Annotated in this window: 28 protein-coding genes; all 28 read left to right on the top strand. The window is 61.7% G+C overall.

Features of this window, described 5'->3' with window-relative positions:
- Positions 1–58: 58 nt before the first annotated feature.
- Positions 59–436: a flagellar basal body rod protein FlgB gene (gene flgB, locus AAFX91_RS01175; RefSeq protein WP_394565306.1), complete on the top strand. Its 378-nt coding sequence runs from the start codon at positions 59–61 to the stop codon at positions 434–436.
- Positions 437–447: 11 nt separating this feature from the next.
- Positions 448–867 (top strand): flagellar basal body rod protein FlgC, encoded by a 420-nt coding sequence (gene flgC / locus AAFX91_RS01170; protein WP_028161567.1) that lies wholly within the window; start codon positions 448–450, stop codon positions 865–867.
- 6 nt (positions 868–873) lie between these two features.
- Positions 874–1,194 carry a flagellar hook-basal body complex protein FliE gene (locus AAFX91_RS01165; protein ID WP_130577388.1) on the top strand — a complete coding sequence of 107 codons (321 nt, stop codon included), beginning with the start codon at positions 874–876 and terminating at the stop codon, positions 1,192–1,194.
- A gap of 10 nt (positions 1,195–1,204) precedes the next feature.
- Positions 1,205–1,993 carry a flagellar basal-body rod protein FlgG gene (flgG, locus tag AAFX91_RS01160; protein ID WP_130577359.1) on the top strand — a complete coding sequence of 263 codons (789 nt, stop codon included), beginning with the start codon at positions 1,205–1,207 and terminating at the stop codon, positions 1,991–1,993.
- Positions 1,994–2,014: 21 nt separating this feature from the next.
- Entirely contained in the window at positions 2,015–2,494 is a 480-nt protein-coding gene (gene flgA / locus AAFX91_RS01155; RefSeq protein ID WP_394565305.1) for a flagellar basal body P-ring formation chaperone FlgA, read from the top strand.
- Positions 2,491–3,594: a flagellar basal body P-ring protein FlgI gene (gene flgI / locus AAFX91_RS01150; RefSeq protein ID WP_207234390.1), complete on the top strand. Its 1,104-nt coding sequence runs from the start codon at positions 2,491–2,493 to the stop codon at positions 3,592–3,594. Before flgA ends, flgI begins: the two co-directional genes overlap by 4 nt.
- 100 nt (positions 3,595–3,694) lie before the next feature.
- Entirely contained in the window at positions 3,695–4,351 is a 657-nt protein-coding gene (locus AAFX91_RS01145; protein ID WP_282529132.1) for a MotE family protein, read from the top strand.
- Positions 4,348–5,049, top strand: a complete 702-nt coding sequence (flgH, locus tag AAFX91_RS01140) for a flagellar basal body L-ring protein FlgH (protein WP_130577358.1) — start codon at positions 4,348–4,350, stop codon at positions 5,047–5,049. The genes AAFX91_RS01145 and flgH overlap by 4 nt, the downstream gene beginning before the upstream one ends.
- A 50-nt stretch (positions 5,050–5,099) precedes the next feature.
- On the top strand, positions 5,100–5,555 hold the full coding sequence (locus tag AAFX91_RS01135) for a flagellar basal body-associated FliL family protein (RefSeq protein ID WP_394565304.1): 456 nt from the start codon (positions 5,100–5,102) through the stop codon (positions 5,553–5,555).
- Positions 5,552–6,286: a flagellar type III secretion system pore protein FliP gene (gene fliP, locus AAFX91_RS01130; RefSeq protein WP_130577357.1), complete on the top strand. Its 735-nt coding sequence runs from the start codon at positions 5,552–5,554 to the stop codon at positions 6,284–6,286. Before AAFX91_RS01135 ends, fliP begins: the two co-directional genes overlap by 4 nt.
- 317 nt (positions 6,287–6,603) lie before the next feature.
- Positions 6,604–7,854: a flagellin gene (locus AAFX91_RS01125; RefSeq protein WP_130577356.1), complete on the top strand. Its 1,251-nt coding sequence runs from the start codon at positions 6,604–6,606 to the stop codon at positions 7,852–7,854.
- Between the two features lie 129 nt (positions 7,855–7,983).
- On the top strand, positions 7,984–9,606 hold the full coding sequence (gene fliF / locus AAFX91_RS01120; protein WP_282529134.1) for a flagellar basal-body MS-ring/collar protein FliF: 1,623 nt from the start codon (positions 7,984–7,986) through the stop codon (positions 9,604–9,606).
- A complete protein-coding gene (locus AAFX91_RS01115; protein ID WP_394565303.1) occupies positions 9,603–10,247 on the top strand; it encodes a hypothetical protein in 645 nt (214 codons plus the stop codon). Before fliF ends, AAFX91_RS01115 begins: the two co-directional genes overlap by 4 nt.
- Before the next feature lies 1 nt (position 10,248).
- Positions 10,249–11,616: a MotB family protein gene (locus AAFX91_RS01110; RefSeq protein ID WP_394565302.1), complete on the top strand. Its 1,368-nt coding sequence runs from the start codon at positions 10,249–10,251 to the stop codon at positions 11,614–11,616.
- Positions 11,613–12,800: a chemotaxis protein gene (locus AAFX91_RS01105; RefSeq protein ID WP_394565301.1), complete on the top strand. Its 1,188-nt coding sequence runs from the start codon at positions 11,613–11,615 to the stop codon at positions 12,798–12,800. Before AAFX91_RS01110 ends, AAFX91_RS01105 begins: the two co-directional genes overlap by 4 nt.
- Before the next feature lie 80 nt (positions 12,801–12,880).
- A complete protein-coding gene (locus AAFX91_RS01100; RefSeq protein ID WP_394565300.1) occupies positions 12,881–14,020 on the top strand; it encodes a flagellar hook-length control protein FliK in 1,140 nt (379 codons plus the stop codon).
- Positions 13,974–14,543, top strand: coding sequence for a transglycosylase SLT domain-containing protein (locus AAFX91_RS01095; RefSeq protein ID WP_394565299.1), 570 nt, complete (start codon positions 13,974–13,976; stop codon positions 14,541–14,543). The genes AAFX91_RS01100 and AAFX91_RS01095 overlap by 47 nt, the downstream gene beginning before the upstream one ends.
- Before the next feature lie 78 nt (positions 14,544–14,621).
- Positions 14,622–15,860 carry a flagellar hook protein FlgE gene (locus AAFX91_RS01090; protein WP_394565298.1) on the top strand — a complete coding sequence of 413 codons (1,239 nt, stop codon included), beginning with the start codon at positions 14,622–14,624 and terminating at the stop codon, positions 15,858–15,860.
- 34 nt (positions 15,861–15,894) lie between these two features.
- Positions 15,895–17,367, top strand: a complete 1,473-nt coding sequence (gene flgK / locus AAFX91_RS01085; RefSeq protein WP_394565297.1) for a flagellar hook-associated protein FlgK — start codon at positions 15,895–15,897, stop codon at positions 17,365–17,367.
- Between the two features lie 4 nt (positions 17,368–17,371).
- Positions 17,372–18,415 (top strand): flagellar hook-associated family protein, encoded by a 1,044-nt coding sequence (locus AAFX91_RS01080; protein WP_394565296.1) that lies wholly within the window; start codon positions 17,372–17,374, stop codon positions 18,413–18,415.
- A 38-nt stretch (positions 18,416–18,453) separates the two neighbouring features.
- On the top strand, positions 18,454–18,801 hold the full coding sequence (gene flaF, locus AAFX91_RS01075; RefSeq protein ID WP_282529141.1) for a flagellar biosynthesis regulator FlaF: 348 nt from the start codon (positions 18,454–18,456) through the stop codon (positions 18,799–18,801).
- An 8-nt stretch (positions 18,802–18,809) separates the two neighbouring features.
- Positions 18,810–19,220: a flagellar biosynthesis repressor FlbT gene (gene flbT, locus AAFX91_RS01070; RefSeq protein WP_165420987.1), complete on the top strand. Its 411-nt coding sequence runs from the start codon at positions 18,810–18,812 to the stop codon at positions 19,218–19,220.
- A 17-nt stretch (positions 19,221–19,237) separates the two neighbouring features.
- Positions 19,238–19,648, top strand: a complete 411-nt coding sequence (flgD, locus tag AAFX91_RS01065; RefSeq protein WP_282529142.1) for a flagellar hook assembly protein FlgD — start codon at positions 19,238–19,240, stop codon at positions 19,646–19,648.
- A 3-nt stretch (positions 19,649–19,651) separates the two neighbouring features.
- The gene (gene fliQ / locus AAFX91_RS01060) at positions 19,652–19,918 is read left to right on the top strand and encodes a flagellar biosynthesis protein FliQ (protein ID WP_027581587.1); all 267 of its coding nucleotides are present in this window, start codon (positions 19,652–19,654) and stop codon (positions 19,916–19,918) included.
- 177 nt (positions 19,919–20,095) lie between these two features.
- Positions 20,096–22,183 (top strand): flagellar biosynthesis protein FlhA, encoded by a 2,088-nt coding sequence (gene flhA / locus AAFX91_RS01055; RefSeq protein WP_394565295.1) that lies wholly within the window; start codon positions 20,096–20,098, stop codon positions 22,181–22,183.
- Positions 22,180–22,929 (top strand): flagellar biosynthesis protein FliR, encoded by a 750-nt coding sequence (gene fliR / locus AAFX91_RS01050; RefSeq protein ID WP_130577344.1) that lies wholly within the window; start codon positions 22,180–22,182, stop codon positions 22,927–22,929. The genes flhA and fliR overlap by 4 nt, the downstream gene beginning before the upstream one ends.
- Positions 22,930–22,936: 7 nt before the next feature.
- Entirely contained in the window at positions 22,937–23,359 is a 423-nt protein-coding gene (locus AAFX91_RS01045) for a hypothetical protein (RefSeq protein ID WP_130577343.1), read from the top strand.
- Between the two features lie 112 nt (positions 23,360–23,471).
- Positions 23,472–23,957 carry a rod-binding protein gene (locus tag AAFX91_RS01040; RefSeq protein WP_394565294.1) on the top strand — a complete coding sequence of 162 codons (486 nt, stop codon included), beginning with the start codon at positions 23,472–23,474 and terminating at the stop codon, positions 23,955–23,957.
- Positions 23,958–23,967 lie beyond the last annotated feature (10 nt).

The raw sequence follows: 23,967 nt of genomic DNA, 5'->3' as shown, positions 1-23,967 counted from the left end.
CCTCGGACAAGTTTGGGTTCGTATACGATCGTCATAGGATGACTGTGACGAGGACGTTGTGGGACCCGTTTATCTCTTCGATCTTGCCTCATCTCACGCACGCTGGCTGTCGCTTCGGCAGTCCACGATTTCGTCGAACGTAGCCAATGCAAATGCGCCCGGCTACCGAGCGCAGGATATCGAGCCGTTCGACAAGATACTCGATACCAAAGTCGTGCCGCTCGCAGTCACATCTCCGAAACATATGACCACCGGCTCGCTCGTGCGTCCGCAGGGCACGCGCAAGGAGAATAGCTGGGAAGTCGTTCACTCCGGAAACTCGGTGAGCCTCGAGCAGGAAATGCTCAAGGCGGGCGATATCAACAAGGACTATTCGTTGAATGTCGCAATCGTCAAATCGTTTCACCGCATGTTCATGACCGGTGCAAAGAGCTAACGCGAGGCTTGATGATCGATCCGCTGCAGGCATCAGTTCAAATCGCCAGTTCGGGACTTGAGGCGCAGTCGACCAGAATGCGCGTCGTATCCGAGAACATGGCAAACGCCAACTCCACTGGCCGTACGCCCGGTGCCGAGCCCTACCGACGCAAGACCACGACGTTCTCTGCGGAGGTCGATCGCGCGGCGGGTGTGCGGGTCGTGAAAATCAAGGACATCGGTGTCGACCGTGCTCCGTTTCGGGTCGACTACGAGCCAACTCATCCGGCGGCCGGCCAGGACGGCTATGTCAAGCTGCCGAACGTGAACATGCTGATCGAAATGGCCGACATGCGGGAAACCAACCGGTCGTATGAGGCCAATCTGCAGGTGATCAAGCAGGCGAGGTCGATGGTTGCCATGACGATCGATCTGTTGAAGGGGGCATAGTCCATGATGATGGAAGCGGTTTCTTCGGTTCTGAAAGACGTTGCCGGCGTCGTTCAATCAAGCAGCGTTGCGACGTCCGCGCCGGCCGCACCGCAGGCGGCTCGACCCTCGCTCGGTTTTGACGGAGTCCTGGAGCAGGTTGCCGCCGATGCGATCGGTAGCCTCAAGGGCGGAGAGGCCGCGTCGGTGTCCTATATCCAGGGCAAGGTGTCGGCCCAGAGCGTGGTCGAGGCCGTCATGTCCGCCGAGCAGACGCTGCAGATGGCGGTCGCCGTGCGCGACAAGGTCGTGCAGGCGTACCAAGAAGTCAGCCGAATGGCGATCTGAGGGATAGCAAATGAGAGCGCTTGCCATCGCGGCGACCGGAATGAGCGCGCAGCAGCTCAATGTCGAGGTCATCGCCAACAACATTGCGAACATCAATACGACATCGTACAAGCGTTCGCGAGCCGAGTTCACCGACCTGTTCTACCAGGTCGATCGCATGCAGGGCGTTCCGAACCGCTCCGGCGAAGCTGCGGTCCCCGAAGGGGCCAAGCTGGGGCTGGGCGTCCGGTCGGTGGCCGTGCGCAAGTTGCACCTGCAGGGCGCGTTGGCGCAAACCGGCAATACCTACGATCTCGCCGTCAACGGCAGAGGGTGGTTCCAGGTCGTGGGGCCGAACGGCGAAACGCTCTACACCCGCGCCGGGGCCTTCAATACCAACGCGGACAGGCAGTTGGTGACGGCGGATGGTTACAACGTCGATCCCGCGATTATCATCCCGCAAGGGACGGTCGATGTCACGGTCAATGAATCGGGCCAGGTGTACGCCAAGCTGGACAACGAGGTTAATCCGCGCCTGCTCGGCCAGCTAAATCTCGCGAATTTCGCCAACGAGGCCGGCCTCGATCCACTTGGTGGCAATCTCTACAAGGAGACGTTGGCGTCCGGCGTCCCGGTCGTTGGCGTTCCCGGCGATATCGGCTTCGGCAAGATCCATCAGCACTATCTGGAGAGTTCGAACGTCGATCCGGTCAAGGAGATCACCGAATTGATCTCGGCGCAGCGGTCTTACGAAATGAACTCGAAGGTGATCCAGGCGGCCGACGAGATGGCGTCGACGGTCTCCAAGGGCCTTCGATAGGATTGCAAGCGGAGAAGCGTCTTGAAGCTCGTCCAGTTCGCCCTGGTTTCCATGCTCGCAGCGCTCTTGCTCGCTGCGGGCGGTGCAGGTGGTGGCGCGATCGCGGAAGAATCCGTGCGCTTGCTCGTGCCGGCAACGGTGATCTATCCGGGCGATCTGATCAAGGACGAGTTGATCATCGATCGCGCCTTCGCGCCGAACATGCCCGGTGCAGCGGCCTTTGCCGCCGACCGGGCATCGCTCGTTGGCCGGGTCGCGCGAAGGACGCTGGTGGCGGGCCAGCCGATCCCGATCAACGCCCTCGAAGAGCAGAAACTCGTGGCGCGAGGCAATGTCGTCAAGGTGATCGTCGAGGATGGATCGCTTACCATCGTCACCTACGCCTCATCGCTGCAGTCCGGCAGTCCGGGCACCATGATCCAGCTTCGGAACCTCGATACGGGCGTGATTATCAGGGGCGTCATCCAGTCGGACGGATCGGTGCGGATTCAAAACGGATGATATTGCGACTTTTATCATTCATCGTCCTGCTGCTTTCCTGCACCGTCGCCGATGCGGCGGTGCGGATCAAGGATATCGCCAACCTCAAGGGTGTGCGGGAAAACCAGCTTATCGGTTACGGTCTGGTGATCGGTCTTAAAGGGACCGGTGATACGTTACGCAACGCCCCTTTCACCGAGCAGTCGCTGCAATCGATGCTCGATAACATGGGGATCAATATTCGGGGAACATTGCTCCGGACGCGGAACGTTGCCGCTGTCGTGGTGACGGCCGATCTGCCGCCGTACGCTACCGGTGGTTCGCGGATGGATGTCGCGCTCTCCTCGCTCGGTGATGCCTCTTCGCTGTTGGGGGGCACTCTCCTCATGACCCAACTCCGCGGCGCCGACGGTGAGGTCTACGCCGTGGCCCAGGGCGCCATTGCAGTCGGCGGATACTCGGTCGAAGGTGCCGCGCAGACGGTCAGTCAGGGCGTTCCGACCTCAGGCCGCATTCCGAACGGCGCGCTGATCGAGCGCGAGGTGCAAGGCAAATTCTACCAGATGGAATCACTCATTCTCGAGCTGAAAAATCCGGATTATGTCACCGCGACGCGAATCATCGACGCCATCAACCACTACGGTCAGGGACGATACAGCGCCAGCATGGCCTTCGAGCGCGACTTCCGGTCGATCGTATTGTCGCGGCCGCGCTCGGTCGCGCCGGTTCGTTTCATCGCCGAGATTGGCGAACTGCTGGTCGAGCCTGATACACCCGCGCGTGTCGTCATCGACGAACGGACCGGCACCGTCGTGATCGGCCGAAACGTCCAGGTCTCGACCGTCGCCGTCACCCACGGCAATCTCTCGGTTCGGATCACCGAGATGCCGGTCGTTTCCCAGCCTGGGCCATTCTCGCGCCGCGGCGAAACGGTCGTGGTGCCGCAAACGTTCATCGAAGCCGGTGAGAATGGCGCGCAAGTCGCGATCTTGCGCGGAACGGACTTGCAGCGTCTTGTGCGTGGCTTGAACCAGATCGGATTGAAGCCACAGGGCATCATCGCGATCCTGCAGGCGATCAAGGCGGCGGGCGCACTGCAAGCCGATCTTGTCATCCAGTAGAACGTCGCGTCAGCGTGGCACAAGCTTGAACGTGCAACGCTTCGGACAGATGCTGTGCGGAGAGCGGATGGTGAGGCGCGCGACGTTGCTGGGAAGAAGCATGCTCCTTGCGGGGTGTCTTGCGCTCTCCGCGCAGGCGTCGGCATGGGCGCAGCCTGAGCAGAAATTGTCGAAGCCGCTGAACCTGGCCAACTTCGCCAAGACATCGCGCGCGGTGCCGTCTCGCCCTGTCGCCAAGCCGGAGGCGCCGTCCGGCAATTCCCAGCTTGAGCTGCCGCTGACGACTGCGACCGTTGCAAAAAATGCAGCGTCGCCATCGGTGCCTGCAGAGCCGGCGACAACCGATCAGCGCGGATCCGACGCCACCGACTTCTGCAAGAACATCACGGATGCAGCGTTGGACGCGCGCGTGGCGTGGCAGCAAAAGCAGCTTGAAGCGTCCGAGGCCAAGCTTCGGGAGCGGATCGCCGAGCTGGAGGCGAAGCGCGCCGAGTACGAGAAATGGCTGAAGCTGCGCGAAGACTTCCTGAAGAAGGCGGAAGACAACGTCGTCGAGATTTACTCCGGCATGGACCCGGATGCCGCCGCACGGCAGATCGCCAGCATGGCGGATGAAACCGCGGCTGCCGTGCTCGCCAAGCTTCGCGTGCGGACCGCAAGCGCGATCCTCAACGAGATGGAGACCGGGCGCGCGGCCCACCTGGCCGATACCCTGGCGGGCATGCGGCGCCCCGACGACGGGAAGACGAACAAATGAAGGTTCTTCGCTTACTTTCTCTGTTTCCGGTTCTCGCTCTGGGGGGCTGCATGAGCAGCCTCGCCGAGATCAACCAGGCGCCCTATATGTCGCCGATCGGCCAAGGCCTGCACGCCGAAGCGCGCGCGGTTCCCGTCGAGCCGCGCAGCCGATACGCTGCAGGCTATCACTCGCTGTGGGACGAGCGGAGGGATCTTTACCGCGATCCGCGCGCAGCACGCATCGGTGATCTCATCACCGTCACCATCTCCATGAACGACAAGGCGACCTTCGACAACAAGACCGACCGGTCACGGGATTCGAAGACGAAGTTCAGCGCCGACTACCTCGTCGACATATTTGGCTGGTCGCCCAAGGGACAGGCCAATGGCAACGTCGACTCGCAAACGTCGACCAAGGGAGCGGGCAAGATCGACCGCACCGATGAGGTCAAGTTCTCGGTCGGGGCGGTCGTGGTCGACGTGCTGCCGAACGGTAACCTGCTGATCAGCGGATCGCAGGAAATGCGCGTCAATTACGAACTGCGCATCGTGAACGTTGCCGGTATCGTCCGGCCGCGGGACATCGGCCGCAACAACACCATTCCCTACGACAAGATCGGAGAGGCGCGAATTTCCTATGGTGGCCGCGGCCGGCTCATGGAGGTGCAGCAGCCGGCGTGGGGGCAACAGATCTACGACCAGGTCGGGCCGTTCTAGCCGATGGTGCGGCCAGAAGTGGCGAAGCTCGTCAGGCGGCGGAGCGGAGCATGGGAAACGTGATGCAATGGTTGGCCGCATTGTTGCTGATTACAATGCTGTCTGCTGGGGCGGGCGGCCTTGCCAGCCTGTATCTCCTGTCCGCCGGGCAGCGGATCGCGGATAGCCAAAAGGATCCCGTGGAGCGGCCGGTCGCCAGCGCATTCAGTCCGACGGCGCGCCTGCGGAAGATCTCACCGGTAGTGACCAACCTGGCGGCGCCGACCGGCACCTGGGTCCGCATGGAGGGATCGGTCGTCACCGATCAGATGAACGAGGAGGAGGCGAACCTTCTCGCGGCCCGGCTGGGCGAAGACATCGTGTCCTACCTGCGAACGGTGTCGGCGACGCAAATCGAGGGCGCGCGCGGGCTGCAGTATCTTCGCGAGGATCTCAACGAGCGGGCGGCGATCCGTTCGGGCGGAAAGGTGCGCGAACTGATCATCGAAACACTGGTCATCCAATGAAGCGTTTCTGCCTCGTCCTGCTCCTGGCTCTTCTCCCCACCGCGGCGGCGGCCCAGATTCCGGATCTGTCCACGCTGATCCCGCAAGGCGGCGGAAGCGCCAGTGGCCGGATCATCCAGCTCGTGGCGCTGCTCACGGTCTTGTCGCTGGCGCCCGGACTTCTGATCATGGTGACGAGTTTCACGAGGTTCGTCGTCGCGCTTTCGTTCCTGCGCGCAGGCCTCGGACTGCAGACGACGCCGTCAAATATCGTCATGATCAGCCTCGCGCTTTTCATGACCTTCTATGTCATGGCCCCGACATTTGACCGCGCCTGGAAGGACGGCGTTCAACCGTTGATGCAGAACGAAATTTCCGAGCAGGAAGCATATACCCGTGTGACCGATCCGTTCCGCGATTTCATGATGGCGCATGTTCGCGAGAAGGATCTGCAAAGCTTTGAAAGCCTGGCGGCCGAAGGCTTCAAGACGCGGCCCGACGGCCAGCGGATCGATCTGCGCGTGATCATACCCGCCTTCATGATCTCCGAGCTGCGAAGGGCCTTCGAGATTGGCTTCCTGGTCATCATGCCGTTTCTGGTGATCGACATGGTTGTCGCCACGCTTACCATGTCCATGGGCATGATGATGATGCCGCCGACCGTGTTCGCGCTTCCTTTCAAGGTGCTGTTCTTCGTGCTGATCGATGGATGGAATCTCCTCGCCATCGGCCTGGTACGATCGTTTCAGTAGAGCATGATCCGGAAAAAACCGGTTTTCCCTCGCGATAAATGTACAGCGTCTGCGCGGAGATCATGCTTAACAAAGAGATGAGATCATGATCCGATTTCGTCTGATCGGATCATGATCTGGCATCGGGTGCCTCGCATGGCATCCGGACCGCAAATCTTCGAGCTGCTGTTCAGCTCTGGGTAAGGTTCGGATGCTAGCAAGGATGAACGGCAGGTTGGGTGTTCCTTCAACCCCAAAGGCATGATGCCGCCCTGCCGTACCGGTGAAAGCCCGGTATGTCCCCCCAGATAAACACCTCACACTAAGGGACATAATCAATGTCAAGCTTGATGACCAACTCCTCCGCCATGACCGCTCTGCAGACCCTGCGGACGGTTAGCGCGGGTCTTGCGACCACCCAGAACCGCATCTCCACCGGCTACCGGGTGTCGACGGCGTCCGATAACGCCGCTTATTGGTCGATCGCCACCACGATGCGTTCGGACAACATGGCTCTGAGCGCCGTGCAGGACGCCCTCGGCCTCGGCGCCGCGACCATCGACACGATGTATACGGGCCTGAACGGCACCGTCAGCGTCGTCTCGCAGATCAACGCGAAGCTGGTTGCCGCCCGTACGCCTGGCGTCGATCGCGCCAAGATCCAGAGCGAAATTACCGAACTGCAGAAGCAGTTGAAGAACACCGCCGACAGCGCGGTTTTCAACGGTGAAAACTGGATCTCGGTCGATTCGACCTCGGCGAGCTACAACTCCTCGAAGACCGTCGTTTCGTCCTTCTCTCGTGCCGGCGGCACCGTCAAGATCGACACGCTTTCGGTCAATCTTGACTCGATCAAGCTCTACGACGCGAACCTGGACACCACCTACGCCGCGCAGGCCTTCCCGACGGCCACCACGGGTGCCTACGATGCCACCAACGACGTTGGCGGCAACATCGTGGTGACCGTCGGCGGCACGGCCACCAACATCGCTGTGGCGAAGAACACCTCCCTCAAGGACATCGCGACGGCGATCAACAAGCTCGGCATCGAGGGTCTGTCGGTCGGCGTCTCGGCGGCCGGTGACGCGCTGTCGTTCAAGAGCCGCAACGACGCGGACATCTCGATCGACGCCAGCGTCTCCGGTCTCGGTGCCGCGGTCTCGATGACCGCGATCACCCCGCCGGTCGCCACCAAGAAGGGCATCCTCGACCAGACCTACGATGCCTATAACGGTACGGCCTGGGAAACCTTCAGCGTCGCGACGCTGGACATCTCGAAGCTCACCGACAGCGCTGCTGACCTCAACAAGCTCGAGACCTACATCCAGGGCACTCAGGATGCTTTCGCCAAGATCACCGACTCGGCGACCAACCTCGGTGCCATCAAGAACCGCATCGGCCTGCAGCAGGACTTCGTCAAGACCCTGACTGACTCGCTCGATCGCGGTATCGGCCAGCTCGTCGACGCCGACATGAACGCTGAATCGACCCGTCTGCAGGCCCTTCAGACCCAGCAGCAGCTCGGCATTCAGGCGCTGTCGATCGCGAACGCGGGCAGCCAGAGCATCCTGTCGCTGTTCCGCGGCTAGTAGACTCGACCTCGTGACTACGACGGCCGCGACCGACCTGGTCGCGGCCGTTTTGCTACGTTCGCGCCGCGCAACCCTCGGACAAGCTTCACGATCGAGAATCGATTCGGAAGTATGGCAGAGGGTTTGATGGTTAACCGCGAACATGCGCAACGGCTCTGGAACAATCTGCTCGAGCTTGGCCCCAGGCGCCTCACCGTGCTCGCGCTTGTCGGCCTTGCCGTTTTCTTGGGTGTGGGCGGCGGCGCCTATTACTTGAGTCGGCCGGAATTCGATGTGCTCTACACCGGTCTTAGCCGGGAAGACGTCTCGCGCGTCGGTTCGGTCCTGCGCGACGCTAGCATTGCCTTTGATGTGAATGCCTCAGGCGACACCATCTTCGTGCGACCGGGGCAGACCGCCCAGGCAAGAACGTTGCTGGCCGAGAAAGGTTTGCCGAACAGCAGCAGCGGAGGCTACGAGCTGTTCGACAAGATCGGCTCCCTCGGTCTCACTTCCTTCATGCAGGAAGTCACCCGCGTCCGCGCACTCGAAGGCGAGATCGCCCGTACGATCCAGGTCCTCAAAGGCGTGAAGGCCGCGCGCGTCCACATTGTCATGCCGGCGCGTGGATCGTTCCGGCGCGAGCAGCAGCCGCCTTCGGCATCTGTTGTGATCCGGACCGACGGGGCTGCCGATGCCAAAACGGCGCGATCGATTCGTCACCTCGTCGCCGCGGCCGTCCCGGGGATGGCGGCCGACAAGGTGACTGTCCTCGACAGCGATGGATCGCTGCTTTCATCAGACGACGAGGGTGCGGCGCCGACAAGCATGGCGAACCTGCAACGCGTCGTCAGCCGGCTGATCCAGGAGAATGTCAGCAAGGCGCTTGCGCCCTATCTGGGGCTCGACAATTTTGAAGTCAGCGTCGCCACTCAGCTCAGCACGGACAAGCGGCAGACCAACGAGACCGTCTACGATCCGGAGTCCCGCGTCCAGAGATCGGTTCGCGCCGTTCGTGAGAAGGAATCGTCGCAGAGCCTGGATCGGCAGACGCCGACGACGGTGCAGCAGAACCTGCCGGATCAACAGATCAACGCGTCCGGTAACAAGAATACCAACGATGAGAAGCAGCGGCGCGAGGACGTCACCAACTTTGAGGTGTCGTCGAAAACGACGACGACCGTGAGCGATGGCTACGTCGTCAACAAGCTGTTCCTTGCGGTGCTGGTCAATCGTCCGCGCCTCCAGGCCAGCCTTGGCGACAAGGCCAGCGATGCGGCCTTGGAGGCAAAGGTCGCCGAGATCAGCCAGCTCGCCGCAACCGCGGCAGGTATTGACCGTCAGCGTGGAGACCAGATCCAGGTGTCGGCGGTCGAGTTCATGGAAGGCGCGCGCGACTTCCCGCCGGTTCCTGCAATCACTTTCACCGATGTGTTGATGCGGCAGTCGGGCGCCTTCGTCAGCGCGGTCGCGATCGTCGCCGTCGCGGCAATGCTGATCTGGTTCGGCCTGCGGCCCGCGATCAACGCGATCCTCGACTCCCGCTCGGCCGAGACTGCCCAGCTCGAGACGGGCGAGACCGCCGCGCTACTCGGCCGCGAGGGCGGCTCGATGGAGCAATTCGGGGAAGAGCCGCCAAATCTCGTCCAGGATATATCGAAAAGAGTTCTGCACGCTCCACAGAGGCGGTTGGAGCAAATCGTTCAGCTTGACGAGAAGCAGGCGGCAGCGATTCTCAAGCAATGGATTAGGCAGGAGGAGTCGGCATGAGTTCGGACAAGGTCGCGCGTTTGCTGGCAAGCTTCGATCAGCCGGAGCCGCAAAAGGCTCGTAGCCGCGTCATTCCGTTCGACTACACCCAGCATTCCACTCCCAAGGCGCAGCCGCGGCCGGCGGCCCCGCCGCCTCCGTCCGCCGAGGACGAGGCGTATGAGCGTGGAAGGTCCAGCGGCTATGCGGCGGCCTTGGCCGAGTTCGAGCAGAAGCTTGCCGACGAGAGACACAGGCTGAGCATGCAGCTCGCCGAGGAAAAGCACAATCTGCTGGATGAAATGGCTGTCAAGATTGCCAGCGAGATCGCCGAAGCGGGCGCGCAGCTTGAAGCCAAGATCGCCGGAGTGACGGCACGCATCCTCGAGCCGTTCATTTCGAACGCGGTGCAGAAGCAGGCGGTTAGCACCTTCGTCGAGCAGCTCGCGTCGGTCGCCTCCGATGTTCGCCGGCCGGCTTTGCGGGTCACATGCCCTGCCGAACTGGTGGAGGTGCTGCGCGGCAAGCTTGCGGTACGCGCGATTGCGGTGGAGCTTCGGGCCGCTCCGGTGGCGGAGGCTTCCGTCACCGTCGATCAGGTCTTCCTTGAAACCCAGATCAAGCTCTGGGCGGAGCGACTGAAGTTCGCGATCCTGAACTGACATGGCCGATCAAGACAGGGCAGAGCTGATCATCGTTCGACGCCGGAGCAGTCTCGACGGCGAGGAATCACACAACAGTGTCTGGAAAATCGCCTATGCCGATTTCATGACGGCGATGATGGCGTTCTTTCTGGTGATGTGGCTCATCAGCGCCACCAACCAGGAAACGCGCGAAAGCGTCGCCAACTACTTCAATCCGATCAAGCTGACCGACTCGACCCCTGACCGCAAGGGTATCAACGATGCCCGGCGCGTCGATCCCGGCAAGGCCGAGGAGGAAGACAGCCTGCGGCCGAAACCCGAACCGGGCAAGTCGGCGCAGTATACGCAGCGCCCGGAGCAGGCGCAGCCAGCGCAGCCGCCGCGTTTCGGTGAGGCGACGCTGTTCCGCGATCCTTACGCGGTGCTGTCGGAAATTGCCGGCGGTCCCCCGCGGATCGCGGAAGTGGGCACTGCGCTGGATTCGACCCGCAAAGAGGGTTGGAAGGGCGGCGAGGCCTTCAAAGACCCGTTTGATCCCGTCTATTGGCCCATGGGGTCTTCAGCGCCGCTGGAAAAGAAGGCGTCAGGCAGCAAGGAGCTTGGCAATCTGCCGTTCGACAATGACGCCACGGCGCTCAGCGAGGGAAAAGGTCCACGCCCGTCGGAAGGCAAGCCGGATGCCACGGCGGCCCCCATTCAGGGATCCGATTCAGCCAAGGGATATCCGGTACCGACCGAAAAGCAGAATACGGCAAAGGCGATTGGCCTGTTCGCCGATGATGACTCCATGAACGATCCGGCCGCCAATCGTTCATCTGCGGCGCAAGGAGAGAAGGGCTCGACTCCGCCCGCGGGAGACAAGGGCTCAACCGCTCCTCCAGGAGATAAAGGCTCAGCCGCTCCGCTAGCCGAAAGGAAGCCTGTGCAGAGCGAGGCGGCCAAATTGCAGGCTGCCATCTCCGCCGCTCTTGCGCCGCTCGGATCGGCGCGTCCTGTTGCTGAGGTCCGCGAGAGCAATGAGGGCCTCCTCGTCAGCCTCACCGACGATGTCAACTACGGCATGTTCGCCACCGGGTCGGCCGAACCAACCGCTGGCCTCGTGCGGGCCCTCGACAAGATCACGCCCTTGATATCACAAAGCCAGGGTCCGGTGATTGTACGCGGCCATACCGATAATCGCCCCTATCGATCGTCGGAATACGATAATTGGAGATTGTCGACCGCGCGCGCTCACATGGCTTATCACATGCTGATACGCGGCGGGCTCGATGCCCGGCGCGTCGACCATATTGAAGGTTTTGCCGATCGCCGGCCGAAAAACCAGTACGATCCGTCGGCCGCCGAGAATCGGCGGATCGAGCTTTTGATTCGTACTCCTTTGCCATGAACCGCGCGGGAACCATCGCCGTCGCGCTGGTCGTTCTGGTCGGCGCAGCCCGAGCCGAAGAGGCTGAAGCGCCGTCGCGCGAACCCTATCAACTGGTCCGGACGCTTCACGCTTTGCAGGATGACATCGCGCGCGGAAGCCTGGAGGCGCACAATGCGCAGCCGGCCCTGCTCAAGCGATTGGGCGAAGAGTTTCAGAAAGTTGATCCGTCCGTCTGGAAGGAGCCGAGAAACTCGCGCGCGGTGGTGACCTTCCTGCTGAGCGGAGGATCGCCCCAGGTGGCGGAAGCGCTGCGCTCCCGGAAACTGCTCGTCCTCGATGAGGCGATCCTGGATGGCGCGATCGCCTATGTGGAAGGCCGGGCGGAGGACGCCAAGGCGCGGCTTGGGAGCATCCATGCGCGCGACTTGCCGCCGACCATCGCGGCCGAAATTGCACTGGTGCAGTCCGCGCTCGTCGCACAGACCGACCCGAAAGCCGCGATCGAACGGCTCGATGACGCGAGACTACTGATGCCGGGAACGCTGGTCGAGGAGGCCGCGCTGCGTCGGGAGATCTTCGTCGCCGGCCAGGTTGACGATTTCGACAAGTTCGAAGCGCTGGCTCAAAGATATTTTCGACGCTTCAGGCATTCGATCTATGCGGGGAATTTCCGCCAACGCCTCGCAGTGGCTGTCGCGCGCTTCAGCTTCGTGCAGCAATCGGATCGGTTTCCCCGCCTTGTCGCCTTGCTCGATCAACTCGACGACGCCGGCCAGCGCGCCCTGTATCTGCTGATCGCGCGCACCGCGCTGGTGCGCGGCAAGGTCGAAATGGCGGATCTGGCGGCAGAGCGCGTGCTGGGGCTCACGGAAGAGGGGAGTTCCGAGCGAGAGCGCGCGCGCTTTTATCGCGCGGCCGCGCGCGTGGTGACAAACGCGCATGAACAAGCGCTGTTGGATCTGCAGAAGATCGAGGTTGGCCGGCTTCCCGAACGAGATGCCGAGTTGCTGAAGGCAGCGCTCGCGGTCGGACGCAACGTCAAAAAGGCGCTCCCCGCAGCCCCGGCACAGCAGGACCAGTCAGGCGAGGCGCAGACGTCGATGCGCCCGCGGATCGACTTCGGCCGCTCGCTTGCGGCCGTCAATCGGGCGCAAGTCCTTCTCGACGAATCGAAAGAGCAATTGAAGGAGCGAGCTCGATGAACAAGACCGACCCTTTGATGGCAATGATCCGCCAGCTCACCGGTGGCAAGGCGGCTTCGCGCCTCGTTCCCCAGAACGCGATGCTCGCCAAGGACCACAAGGGGAAGGTCGAGGACAGCAAGGGTGACGCCGGGCATTTCCGTGAGCAGCTCCGGGTGCTCGCGCAGGGAGCGAAGCAAAAGCCGCTCGATATAAAGCCGCAGCTCGATGCCAAGAGTGTCGATATGGAGTCTCCGCAGGACCCTGAGCCGTCCAATCCCCTCGCGGAAGTGCTGGACCACGTCGCCGGTCGGCCCAAGGATCGGACCCGCCAGCAGCCACGTGAGACTTCCTCGCACCAACCGGGCGGAGAAATCACCTCGCCTGCTCCGGAATGGCGTACGCCCGAGGCTGCACTCAGTTCCATGATCTCCAGGCTCGATCAGCCACTCTCTCCGCGGGATGATGGCGATGCTCCGCTCCCAGCCCGGTCGCAAGCCCGGGTCGAGCACCGAGCGGACCTGCTCACGCCGGGTGAGCCAAAATCTCCAAAGGTAGATGTCCCCGAGCAGCGCTTTGCATCATCAGGCAGTGCAATCGAGACGCGGCCCATGCCGACGGTGAAGGTGGCGGTGCGCGAACAGGAGACGCATTTCCAGCCCGTCGGCCAGCCGACGCTATTGCAGAAGATCGTCGATCGCATCGCTCCTGATCTATCAACGGCGCCGGCCGCAGCCCCCGCGACTGCGGCCGATTTCACACCTCCGGATATGCGTCGAGGGCCGGACGCGCCGATCAGGATGCTGACGCTGCAACTCGATCCGCCCAGCATGGGTACGGTGACCGTGAGGATGCGCCTGGCCGGCGATGCCGTAGAGGTAAGGCTGCTGGCGGACCAGCCAGAGACAACGGAGCTGCTGCGCAAGGATCGCGGCGCCCTGATGGATGCGATGCGGTCCGCCGGCTACACGTTCGAAATTGCGTCGATTGACCATAGCAGTGCGCGCCATCCGACGTCAGGTGGCGGCCAATCGCACGCGCAATCGGACCAGCAATCGTCGCAGCAGCCCCAGGGCGGATCGCAGTTCAACAACGGCGCCTCGGAGCGTCAGTCGAGCGATGCGCAAGCCGGGACGCGTCACAACAGGCAGCAGGGCCATGACCAGTTCATCAAGCCAACCGAGCGTCGCCAGGATGAAGAGGTTGCGGTCGATCGCAATGGCGGTGCTGTCTATCTGTAGCCTGTCCACCGTCGCACGTGCCGACGGGCTCTGCGAGCGTGAGATGGCGCGTGCGGCACGTGCTCACGGCGTGCCGCTTGGGGTGTTGTATGCAGTGGGCCTGAGCGAGACGGGACGCAAGGGTGTCCTGCACCCTTACGCGCTCAATATCGATGGCCGGACAGCCATGGCTAGCGACCTCCCAGATGCCGTTGCTCAGTTCCGTGAGGCCAAGAGCAAGGGCGCCAAGCTGGTCGATCTCGGTTGCATGCAGATCAACCATCACTATCACGGGCGCGAGTTCGCCAGCGTCGAGGCGATGTTCGATCCGGTGAAAAACGTCGACTATGCGGCGCGCTTTCTCAAGGAATTGCGCGCGCGGGAGGGGAGCTGGACCATGGCGGTCGCCCGCTACAACGCAGGTCCGAACAATACGGTCGCGCAACGGCGCTACATTTGCAGCGTGATCGGAAGCCTGGTGGCGAGCGGCTTTGGAGCGTGGACGACCGGCGCACGCGCATACTGCGCGGAGCGCACGACCTGAGCTAGAGGAATGCGCCGCAGACAGCCTCGCACAAGGAAGAACGGCTCTAATGATATTCACTCACGATGGAGGTGATTGATGAGTCTGTATGGTGTCATGCGCACTGGTGGCTCCGGCATGAATGCGCAATCCAACAAGCTGTCGACGGTGGCCGACAACATCGCGAACGTCAACACCACAGGCTACAAGCGCGCCTCCACCGAATTCTCTTCGCTCATTCTGAGGAGCGGGTCCGGCAACTACAATTCGGGCAGCGTGGAGACGAATGTCCGCTACGCCATCTCCGATCCCGGAGCGCCGCAATACACGACATCAGCGACGGATCTCATGATCCAGGGCAACGGATTCTTTGTCGTGACCGATGCCGGCGGCACGCCGTTCCTGACCCGCGCCGGTTCCTTCGTGCCGGATGGCGAAGGCAATCTGGTCAATGCCGCGGGCTTCTATTTGATGGGCTATAACGTCAAGAACGGTCCGCCCAACGTTGTCGCGAATGGTCTGACCGGCCTGGACGTCGTCAACATCGCGCAAACGGCACTTCAGGGTAATCCCTCGACGAGGGCGACATTGGAGAGTGCCAATCTCGATGCCAACTCGGCCATTACCGCAGGTCCGCCCGCCTATACGTCCAAGACCTCGATCGTCACCTACGACAATATCGGGAACAAGGTGACCCTCGACGTGTACATGTTCAAGACGGCGGCCAACACTTGGGACGTGCAAGCGTATGACAACGCTGCATCGACGAACGGCGGTTTCCCCTATTCAAGCGGACCGCTGGATTCCGATACGTTTACCTTCGACGTCAGTGCGACCGGAAAAGGCAAGCTGGACGCGGCCAGCCCCACTACTCTCACGTTTACAATTCCGGGCGGCTCGCCGTTCACGCTCGACCTTTCGGCGATGACGCAGGTCGCCGACGACTTCGCCTTCAAGCCGAACGTCAACGGCAATGCTCCGAGTTCGATCGACAAGGTGGAGGTTGATGCCGACGGCACGCTATACTCGATCTATGCCGACGGCACGCGGCTCGCCTCCTATAAAATTCCGCTCGCGACAGTGCCGAGCCCGGACAATCTCGTGCCGGAAGCTGGGAATGTCTATTCGGTCGGAATCGACTCCGGAAACGTGCAGCTCGACTTCGCCGGGCGCAGCGGCCTGGGCACCGTTAAATCGGAGGCGCTCGAACAGTCCAACGTCGATCTTGCGGCCGAGCTGACATCGATGATCGAGTCGCAGCGCGGATATACCGCCAATTCAAAGGTCTTCCAGACCGGCGCCGACCTGCTTGACGTACTGGTCAATCTGAAGCGCTAAGCGGCGTCAGCGCATCATCGGGGCGGGGGGTCTCATGTCACTCACGGTCGCACTCAGCTCGGCGCGTACGTCGCTCATGACGACCAGTGCGCAGGCTTCCGTGATATCGCGCAATATCGCCGGCTCCATGCAGGACGGCTATTCGCGAAAGAATGTGCTGGTCGCGTCGCTGCCAGGAAACGGGGTCTATGTTGCTGGCATCCAGCGCGCCACCAGCCAGGGGCTGTTCTACAATGTGCTGAAGGCGGCGTCTTCCACTGCCAAGCAGGATTCGATCTATAACGGGCTGCAGAAGATCGCGGCGACAACCGTTGACGACCCGCAGCAGGACCAGTCGCCGGCCGCGCAACTTGCCAAGCTGAAGAGCGCCCTGCAGCAATATGCGACGGCGCCGGACAATATCACGCTCGCACAAGCGGCAGTAACGGCGGCCAAAGGCGTCGCCTCAGCACTCAATGATGCGACGAAGACGGTTCAGTCGGTACGCGCCGATGCCGATGCCGACATGGTGACATCGGTCTCGACCATCAACCAACTGCTGGCCCAGTTCGAGACGGTCAATACATCGATCGTCAAGGGGACCATCACCGGAAGCGATGTCACAGACTACCTCGATATGCGGGACAACATCCTCTCCAAGCTCTCGCAGGAGGTCGGCATAACGGTCGCGACCCGTGCCAACAACGATATGGTCATCTACACGGATTCGGGCGTTACGCTCTTCGAGACCAAAGCGCGATCGGTCACGCTTGCCCCGACCCATGCTTACGCCGCCGGCACCACCGGAAATGCGGTCTATATTGACGGCGTGCCCGTCACCGGCGCGTCTGCCGTGATGCCGATCCATGGCGGAAAGCTCGCGGGCCTTGCCGCGCTGCGCGACGATTCCACGGTCACCTATCAAAACCAGCTCGACGAAATCGCGCGCGGCCTGATCGAGACGTTCGCGGAGAGCGACCAGACTGGCGCGGCGCTGCCCGATGTGCCCGGACTTTTCACCTACCCGGGCGCGCCGGCCATGCCGCCGGCGGGTGTGATCTCCTCGGGGCTCGCCGGCACCATCTTCGTCAACCCGTCAGTCGATCAGGGGGCAGGTGGCAATCCGCTGCTGCTGAGAGACGGTGCCATCTCCGGCAACGTGGCTTATCGGTACAACACGAGCGGCGCCGCCGGTTACTCGGTTCGGGTGCAGGGCCTTGTGGATGAGATGGCCAAGAGCCGTCCGTTCAACCCGGCGGCTCTTGGCAAGCCGAATGCGAGCCTGATCGACTTCGCCGGCTCGTCGGTGAGTTGGCTGGAAGCTCAGCGCAAGAGCACGAACGATGAAGCGACCTATAGCCAAACGCTGCTGGAGCGCAGCGCGGAAGCGCTGTCCAATGTCAGCGGCGTCAACATGGACGACGAAATGTCGTTCATGCTGCAGGTCGAGCGCACATTTTCTGCCTCGTCGAAGCTGATCGCGACGATCGACGAGATGTTGAAAGACCTTCTGGCGGCGGTGAGGTAACGGTATGGCTACGACGTTCATTTCCTCCAACTCGATCTCGACGACGTTGCGCATCGCGGCCATGAAGAGCCAGACCGCAATCGCACAAGCGACGAAGGAGGCGACGACCGGCCGCTTCGCCGATGTGGGCCGCGAGCTCGGCGCTCTCACCGGCCGTGATGTGACGCTCAGGGCCGAGCTGCTCGACGTCGACAAGCTGGTGGACACCAACGCCCTTGTCGGCGGACGGCTCGACGTCTCGCAGCAGCGGGTGGGCGAGTTGATCAGTACGGCGCAATCCTTCCAGAAGGATTTGTTTGCGGCGCGCAATTCCGCCAACGGCGGCAACGTCATCTTGACGCCGTCGCGCGCCAACCTCGACAGTCTGATCGGCGCGCTGAACGTCACGACGGATGGCCAATATCTGTTCGGCGGCATCAATACCGGCGTGCAGCCGGTGACTGACTACAAGGCCGGCTCGACCAGCAAGAGTGCCGTCGATGCCGCGTTCCTGGCAAATTTCGGTTTCACGCAAACCGATACCGCGGTCTCGAACATCACCGCCGCGGCGATGACAAACTTTCTGGATACGACGTTCAAGGCGCAGTTCGACGATCCGGCCTGGGGCGCAAACTGGTCGACCGCTTCCGATCAGGTGATGCGGAGCCGCATCTCGACGACGGAAACCATCGACTCGTCAGCCAGCGCCAACGAACCTGCATTTCGCAAACTGGCGATGGCCTACACGATGCTGAGCGACCTCGGCACGCAAAACCTCAACCAGAACGCGTTCCAGGTGGTGGTCGACAAGGCGACCGAAATCATCGGTGATGCGATCAACGACTTGGCCGGTGTCGGCGCCAAATTGGGAACCGCCCAGGAGCAGACAACCAGCGCCACGAGCCGCCTGAAGATCCAGAGCGATCTGATCACGAAGCAGGTCACGGCGATGGAAGAGGTCGATACGGCGGAAGCGTCTGTTCGCGTCACAAACTTGAAAAACCAGCTGGACATGTCGCTGGCGCTCACGGCGCGCATTCAGCAGCTCAGCATCCTCAACTATCTCTGATCGGCGATCCCGTCAGTAACCAGCCGGCTGCGAGTTAGATGACATTATCCAGTTACGATGCGGTGATCGAGGACAGCGGGCGGGAGGCACGTGCCCGCGAGCAACAGGCCCTGAGCCACGGGATCGATCTGCTGAGGCGTCTGCAGAGCGGGGATCTTGCGCCCCCAGAGGACGCCGAGGCGTTGCTCTTCATTCGAAGAATCTGGGCGTTCTTCGTGGAGGACCTTTCGAACGCCCGCAACGGGCTTCCGGAAAAGTTGCGCGCCGACCTTATCTCGATCGGCCTGTGGATCATCAAGGAAGCGGATCGGCTTCGGCAAGAGGAATCCAGCGACGTCGCGGAGCTCGTCGCGATCAACGTCATCATCCGAGACGCCCTCGCATGAAGAAGCCGATCTGTATTTCGTTGCGCGGCGGCGAGCGGATCTATGTGAATGGAGCGGTGTTGAGGGCCGACCGCAAGGTGACCCTCGAGCTGATCAATGACGTGACTTTTCTGCTCGAGAGCCAGGTCATGCAGGTCACGGACGCGACGACCCCGCTGCGCCAGCTCTATTTCGTCGTCCAGCTCATGCTCATGAGCCCGCACGACGTCGAAGAGGCGAAAGCTGTCTATCGGCAGCAGCGGTCGGGGCTGCTCGCAGCCACCGAAAACACAGAGATTCTGGACGGCCTGGAGCAGATCGAGAAGCTGGTCGAATCGAAGCGATACTATGAGGCTTTGCGCAGAACTCGCGCACTGTTCGAGATTGAGCAGATGATTCTGGCCGGCGGCGATTTGCCGAGGCCTGTCGAAGTCGCGTGAAGCATCAGGAGGACAATATGAACGTTGACAGCGTGGCTTCTCCAAATTCGACGGCGAACAAGAACTCAGAATCCTCGTCCGCGCCGACAACGGTGACCTACAATCAGTTCCTGCAGCTCCTGATCGCGCAGATGAAGAATCAGGATCCGACCAATCCGACGGACATGTCGCAATACATGAGCCAGTTTGCGCAGCTCTCCGCCGTCGAACAGGCAATGCAGACGAATACCAAGCTCGACACGCTGCTGTCCTCCAGCGCGCTCGCCCAGGCCGAAAGCCTGGTCGGACACACGGCGGCATTTACGAGCTCCGATGGCGAGGATGTCAAAGGCAAGATCATGTCGGTGCGAATCATCCAGGGCGGAGCCGTCGCGAAACTCGACAATGGCGTCGAGGTGCAGCTCGGGCCGGGCATCACGATCAGCTAAGCCATGAACGAACGCGACGCTCTCGACATTGTTCAGCAGGCGATCTGGACCATCATCGTCGTATCAGGCCCCGCGGTCGGGGCTGCGATGATCGTCGGTATCCTGATTGCGCTGCTGCAGGCGCTGACCCAGGTGCAAGAGATGACGCTGACCTTCATTCCCAAGATCGTGGTCATGCTGATCGTGGTAGCGGTCTCGGGCTCGTTCATCGGCGCGCATATCTACGCCTTCACCGAACTGCTCTACTCGCGGATCGAGCACGGATTCTAGAGCATTTTCGGTTCTGATGGGATCAGAACCGAAGCTCTAGGTTCTTGTTCTGACGCGTTTTCTTCACGCGAACCGGTGTCCACTTCGAAAACGCTCTGAAGCCGGGCGCGGTCGCCACCACCTTCGCGCAAGCTAGGCGCTGCAATGTGCTGACATGACGGTGTCCCAGGAATCCCCATGGCCCAAGCACTAAGCCCAGCTCTGCCGAGCGAGCGTCGGATGGGTGCCGACGTTGCCTTTGCGGTCGGCATCGTCGCCATCCTGACGATGCTGGTCCTGCCGGTTCCGTCGGTCCTGATTGACGTCGGCCTCGCCTTCTCGATTGCGCTCTCTGCCCTGATTCTGATGGTGTCGCTGTGGATTCAGCGCCCGCTTGATTTCTCGGCCTTCCCGACGGTGCTGCTGATTGCGACCATTCTTCGCCTTGCGCTGAATGTGGCGACGACGCGGGTGATCCTGTCGCGCGGGGCCGAAGGCGAGCACGCGGCCGGTTATGTGGTCGCCGGATTCTCGAAGTTCGTGATGGGCGGGGACTTCGTCATCGGACTGATCATCTTCGCCATTCTCGTCACGGTCAATTTCGTCGTGATCACCAAGGGCGCCACGCGTATCGCGGAAGTCGGCGCCCGCTTTACGCTCGATGCGATCCCGGGCAAGCAAATGGCGATCGATGCCGATCTGTCCGCGGGGCTGATCGACGACAAGGAGGCGCAGCGTCGGCGCAGGGAGCTGGAGGAGGAGAGCGCCTTCTTCGGCGCAATGGATGGTGCTTCGAAATTCGTGCGCGGCGATGCCATCGCCGGGCTGATCATCACTGCGATCAACATATTCGGCGGCATCGTCATCGGCGTGGTCCACCACGGCCTCCCACTGGCGCGGGCGGCCGACGTTTTCACCAAGCTTTCCGTCGGTGACGGTCTGGTCTCGCAGATCCCGGCGCTCATCGTCTCCCTTTCGGCTGGCCTGCTCGTTTCGAAGGGTGGCACCAGGGGATCGGCCGAGGAGACGGTGCTCAAGCAGCTCGGCGGATATCCGCGCGCGCAGTCGGTGGCTGCGCTCATGATGTTCGTTCTTGGAATGTTGCCGGGCCTGCCACTGCTGCCTTTTGCCTTCCTGGGCGGCGTGATGGCGTTCATGAGCTACGCGCTTCCGCGTCGGCAGGCGGCAAGACGGCAGCAGGAGGCGACGCTTGCGGCGCAGGAGCGCGAACGATCGCAGGCAGAGTCGAAAGAATCGATCAAGGAATATCTGAAGACGGCGGACGTCGAGCTCTGCGTGGGCAGCCAGCTAGCGGTTCAAATGCTGCATGTGCACGGGGAACTTGCGCATCGCGTCAGCAAGATACGCCGCCGCTTTGCGACCCAATACGGGTTTGTGATTCCCGAGATCAAACTGACGGACGACATGTCCGTCGGGCCGAAGAGCTACCGCATCAAGATACATGGCACTATCGTGGCGCAGCATGAGCTTCGCATCGGCGAGGTTCTGGTGCTCTTCGACGGTGTTCGCAAACCGGACGTGCCGGGCGATGAGACGGTGGAGCCGGCCTTCGGCATGAAGGCGATGTGGATTCCGGAGACGTTCCTCGAAGAAGTCAAACGGGATGGCTTCAAGGTTGCGGACAACATTTCCGTCCTTCTCACCCATTTGAGTGAAATCATCCGCGGCAACCTGGCGCAGCTTCTTTCCTACAAGGACATGCGAGCCCTGCTGGATCGGCTCGATCCCGAGTACAAGCGGCTCATTGAGGATATCTGCCCGTCGCAAATTTCCTATTCGGGCTTGCAAGCGGTCCTCAAGCTGCTGCTTGCCGAGCGCATCTCGATCAGGAACCTGCACCTAATCCTCGAAGCCGTTGCGGAAATCGCGCCTTACGTCCGCCGCGCCGAACATATCGCTGAGCACGTTCGCACGCGCATCGCGCAGCAGATCTGCGGTGACTTTGCCGACAACGGGGTCCTGAAAGTCCTGCGGCTTGGAAATCGCTGGGATCTCGCATTCCATCAAAGCCTCAAACGCGATGCCAAGGGCGAGATCGTGGAATTCGACGCCGATCCCCGCCTTGTCGAGCAGTTTGCGGCGGATGTCTCTACCGCGGTTCGAAAGGCAATGGGCCAGGGCGAAAGCGTCGTGCTCGTCGCACCCCCCGAGGTGCGTCAGTATGTTCGCATGATCACGGAACGGATGTTCCCCACCCTGCCGGTGCTGTCGCACGTCGAGATCGCTCGTGGTGTCGAAGTGAAGTCGCTCGGAGCCATTTCTTGATCGCGAGCGCATCAGGCTCCGTGCTGGCCACCTTCCTGATCTTCTGCCGGGTCGGCACGTGCCTGATGATTGCGCCTGGATTCTCTCGTTCCAACATTCCAGTGCAGGTCCGGCTGTTCCTGGCCATCAACGTCACGCTGATGCTGGCGCCCCTGCTCGAAGCCACCGTACGCCCGGTCGTCGAGACGGCTGCGACGGCGGCCATCGTCCGTGCGATCATGTCGGAATTGGTGATCGGTCTCCTGATTGGCCTGACCGCCCGGGTGTTCTTCCTCGCGCTGGAAACAATGGCGACGATGGCGGCATCCGCGATCGGGCTCAGCGGAATAGCCGGAACGATGGAAGACACCGAACACATGCCGGCCCTCGTGCCATTCATCACATTGCCGGCGATCGTCCTGTTCTTCATGACCGATCAACATTGGGAGCTGCTTCGCGGCCTCATCGGCTCCTATCGGACCTGGACGCCGGCGGTCGGCATCAGCGGCGAGACCGGCCTCTCCGAGCTTGCCGATCATCTTTCACAAGCGTTCGTCCTGGCGCTCAGGGTGGCCAGCCCGTTCGTCATTTACGGGGTCATCGTCAACCTCGCGCTCGGGCTCGCCAACAAGCTGACGCCAAGCATTCCCGTCTATTTCATTTCGCTGCCCTTCGTGCTGTTCGGCGGCCTCATGCTGGTCTATCTCACCAGTCGCGAACTCGTGCTGCAGTTCACTATCGCATTTTCATCGTGGCTGGCCGGTTGATCGACGCATGAAATCAAGAGATCGCAAAATCCGTCGCATCGCCGCCGTCCAGGCGAAGATGCACCGCCTTGCGGAATGGGAGCTGATCGAGTGCCGTGCGAAGGAGCATGAACTGCAGGAGCGGCAGCGTCGGATCATCGAGGGTTTCAACGACGGGAACGGAGTGCCTCCGTTGGCGGCGCAAAATGCGGGCCAGAATCTGAGGACGGCGAGCGTCGAACAGGGAGTGCTTGCCAAGGCGAAGGAGCGTCTCGCCTCGCAGGCCATGACCGAGGCGCGCAAGCTGAAGCAGGTGCTCCGGATGGCCGGCACGGTCGCGCGGCAGGCATTTCGGGAGCAGGAGCGGCGCGTCCTCGAGGAAGTAACTGAAACAGCGGCAAAACGGCCAGCCGAGAGAATGCAGGCCAACGAAACCAGTTCGGATCGCTAGAGCATGATCCGGAAAAGTGGAAACCGGCTTTCCGAAAAGATCATGCTCAAACAAGGAGATGAGATCATGATCCGATTCCCTCTAATCGGATCATGATCTAGTGAGGCACAGCATGACGGTCACCCCCGTACCGGATCTTATCTTGGATGTGATGGAGGCCGCAGATCCGGTCTCCCAGCGCACGGCCGCTGGCAAGCTTGAGCGCGCCTCATCGGCAGGCGGCGAAGACTTCGCTGCGGCGATGGACCGGAAGATCGAGGCAGGCGCGCTTGAACGAACCGTAGCGTCTGCGCAAGGCACGGGCGCTGCGCGCGGCGGTGCGATCGACGGCAGCGGGCACGCCACGATCATCAGGAAGGCAGATACCGATCGCGCTGTGTATCGAAAGTTCGAAGCGTTCGTCCTGCAAACGTTCGTCGAGTCGATGCTGCCGCAGAACGCAAGCGAGGTTTTCGGCAAGGGAACCGCCGGCACGATCTGGCGGTCGATGCTGGCTGAGCAGATCGGCAATGAGATGGCCAAGGGTGACGGAATCGGAATTGCCAAGCAGCTCGCGAAAGCGCGCTCCGTTGCCAATTCCGCGACTGGTAAGGGCTAATTTGCAGCAA

It is taken from the genome of Bradyrhizobium sp. 31Argb (assembly GCF_043638955.1).
In the GTDB taxonomy this organism is placed as follows: domain Bacteria; phylum Pseudomonadota; class Alphaproteobacteria; order Rhizobiales; family Xanthobacteraceae; genus Bradyrhizobium.
This window is presented reverse-complemented; position numbering and strand designations above follow the sequence as displayed.

What these genes read in the sequence shown, in the direction of transcription:
- AAFX91_RS01145 (WP_282529132.1), top strand. Translation starts at nt 3,695, where the DNA reads ATGCTCCTTGCGGGGTGTCTTGCGCTCTCCGCGCAGGCGTCGGCATGG.
- flgG (WP_130577359.1), top strand. Translation starts at nt 1,205, where the DNA reads ATGAGAGCGCTTGCCATCGCGGCGACCGGAATGAGCGCGCAGCAGCTC.
- AAFX91_RS01135 (WP_394565304.1), top strand. Translation starts at nt 5,100, where the DNA reads ATGGGAAACGTGATGCAATGGTTGGCCGCATTGTTGCTGATTACAATG.
- AAFX91_RS01095 (WP_394565299.1), top strand. Translation starts at nt 13,974, where the DNA reads ATGAAGAGGTTGCGGTCGATCGCAATGGCGGTGCTGTCTATCTGTAGC.
- AAFX91_RS01090 (WP_394565298.1), top strand. Translation starts at nt 14,622, where the DNA reads ATGAGTCTGTATGGTGTCATGCGCACTGGTGGCTCCGGCATGAATGCG.
- AAFX91_RS01115 (WP_394565303.1), top strand. Translation starts at nt 9,603, where the DNA reads ATGAGTTCGGACAAGGTCGCGCGTTTGCTGGCAAGCTTCGATCAGCCG.
- AAFX91_RS01110 (WP_394565302.1), top strand. Translation starts at nt 10,249, where the DNA reads ATGGCCGATCAAGACAGGGCAGAGCTGATCATCGTTCGACGCCGGAGC.
- fliQ (WP_027581587.1), top strand. Translation starts at nt 19,652, where the DNA reads ATGAACGAACGCGACGCTCTCGACATTGTTCAGCAGGCGATCTGGACC.
- flaF (WP_282529141.1), top strand. Translation starts at nt 18,454, where the DNA reads ATGACATTATCCAGTTACGATGCGGTGATCGAGGACAGCGGGCGGGAG.
- AAFX91_RS01125 (WP_130577356.1), top strand. Translation starts at nt 6,604, where the DNA reads ATGTCAAGCTTGATGACCAACTCCTCCGCCATGACCGCTCTGCAGACC.
- flhA (WP_394565295.1), top strand. Translation starts at nt 20,096, where the DNA reads ATGGCCCAAGCACTAAGCCCAGCTCTGCCGAGCGAGCGTCGGATGGGT.
- AAFX91_RS01080 (WP_394565296.1), top strand. Translation starts at nt 17,372, where the DNA reads ATGGCTACGACGTTCATTTCCTCCAACTCGATCTCGACGACGTTGCGC.
- AAFX91_RS01100 (WP_394565300.1), top strand. Translation starts at nt 12,881, where the DNA reads ATGCTCGCCAAGGACCACAAGGGGAAGGTCGAGGACAGCAAGGGTGAC.
- flgK (WP_394565297.1), top strand. Translation starts at nt 15,895, where the DNA reads ATGTCACTCACGGTCGCACTCAGCTCGGCGCGTACGTCGCTCATGACG.
- fliP (WP_130577357.1), top strand. Translation starts at nt 5,552, where the DNA reads ATGAAGCGTTTCTGCCTCGTCCTGCTCCTGGCTCTTCTCCCCACCGCG.
- AAFX91_RS01105 (WP_394565301.1), top strand. Translation starts at nt 11,613, where the DNA reads ATGAACCGCGCGGGAACCATCGCCGTCGCGCTGGTCGTTCTGGTCGGC.
- flgD (WP_282529142.1), top strand. Translation starts at nt 19,238, where the DNA reads ATGAACGTTGACAGCGTGGCTTCTCCAAATTCGACGGCGAACAAGAAC.
- flgH (WP_130577358.1), top strand. Translation starts at nt 4,348, where the DNA reads ATGAAGGTTCTTCGCTTACTTTCTCTGTTTCCGGTTCTCGCTCTGGGG.
- AAFX91_RS01165 (WP_130577388.1), top strand. Translation starts at nt 874, where the DNA reads ATGATGGAAGCGGTTTCTTCGGTTCTGAAAGACGTTGCCGGCGTCGTT.
- AAFX91_RS01040 (WP_394565294.1), top strand. Translation starts at nt 23,472, where the DNA reads ATGACGGTCACCCCCGTACCGGATCTTATCTTGGATGTGATGGAGGCC.
- flgI (WP_207234390.1), top strand. Translation starts at nt 2,491, where the DNA reads ATGATATTGCGACTTTTATCATTCATCGTCCTGCTGCTTTCCTGCACC.
- fliF (WP_282529134.1), top strand. Translation starts at nt 7,984, where the DNA reads ATGGTTAACCGCGAACATGCGCAACGGCTCTGGAACAATCTGCTCGAG.
- flgC (WP_028161567.1), top strand. Translation starts at nt 448, where the DNA reads ATGATCGATCCGCTGCAGGCATCAGTTCAAATCGCCAGTTCGGGACTT.
- AAFX91_RS01045 (WP_130577343.1), top strand. Translation starts at nt 22,937, where the DNA reads ATGAAATCAAGAGATCGCAAAATCCGTCGCATCGCCGCCGTCCAGGCG.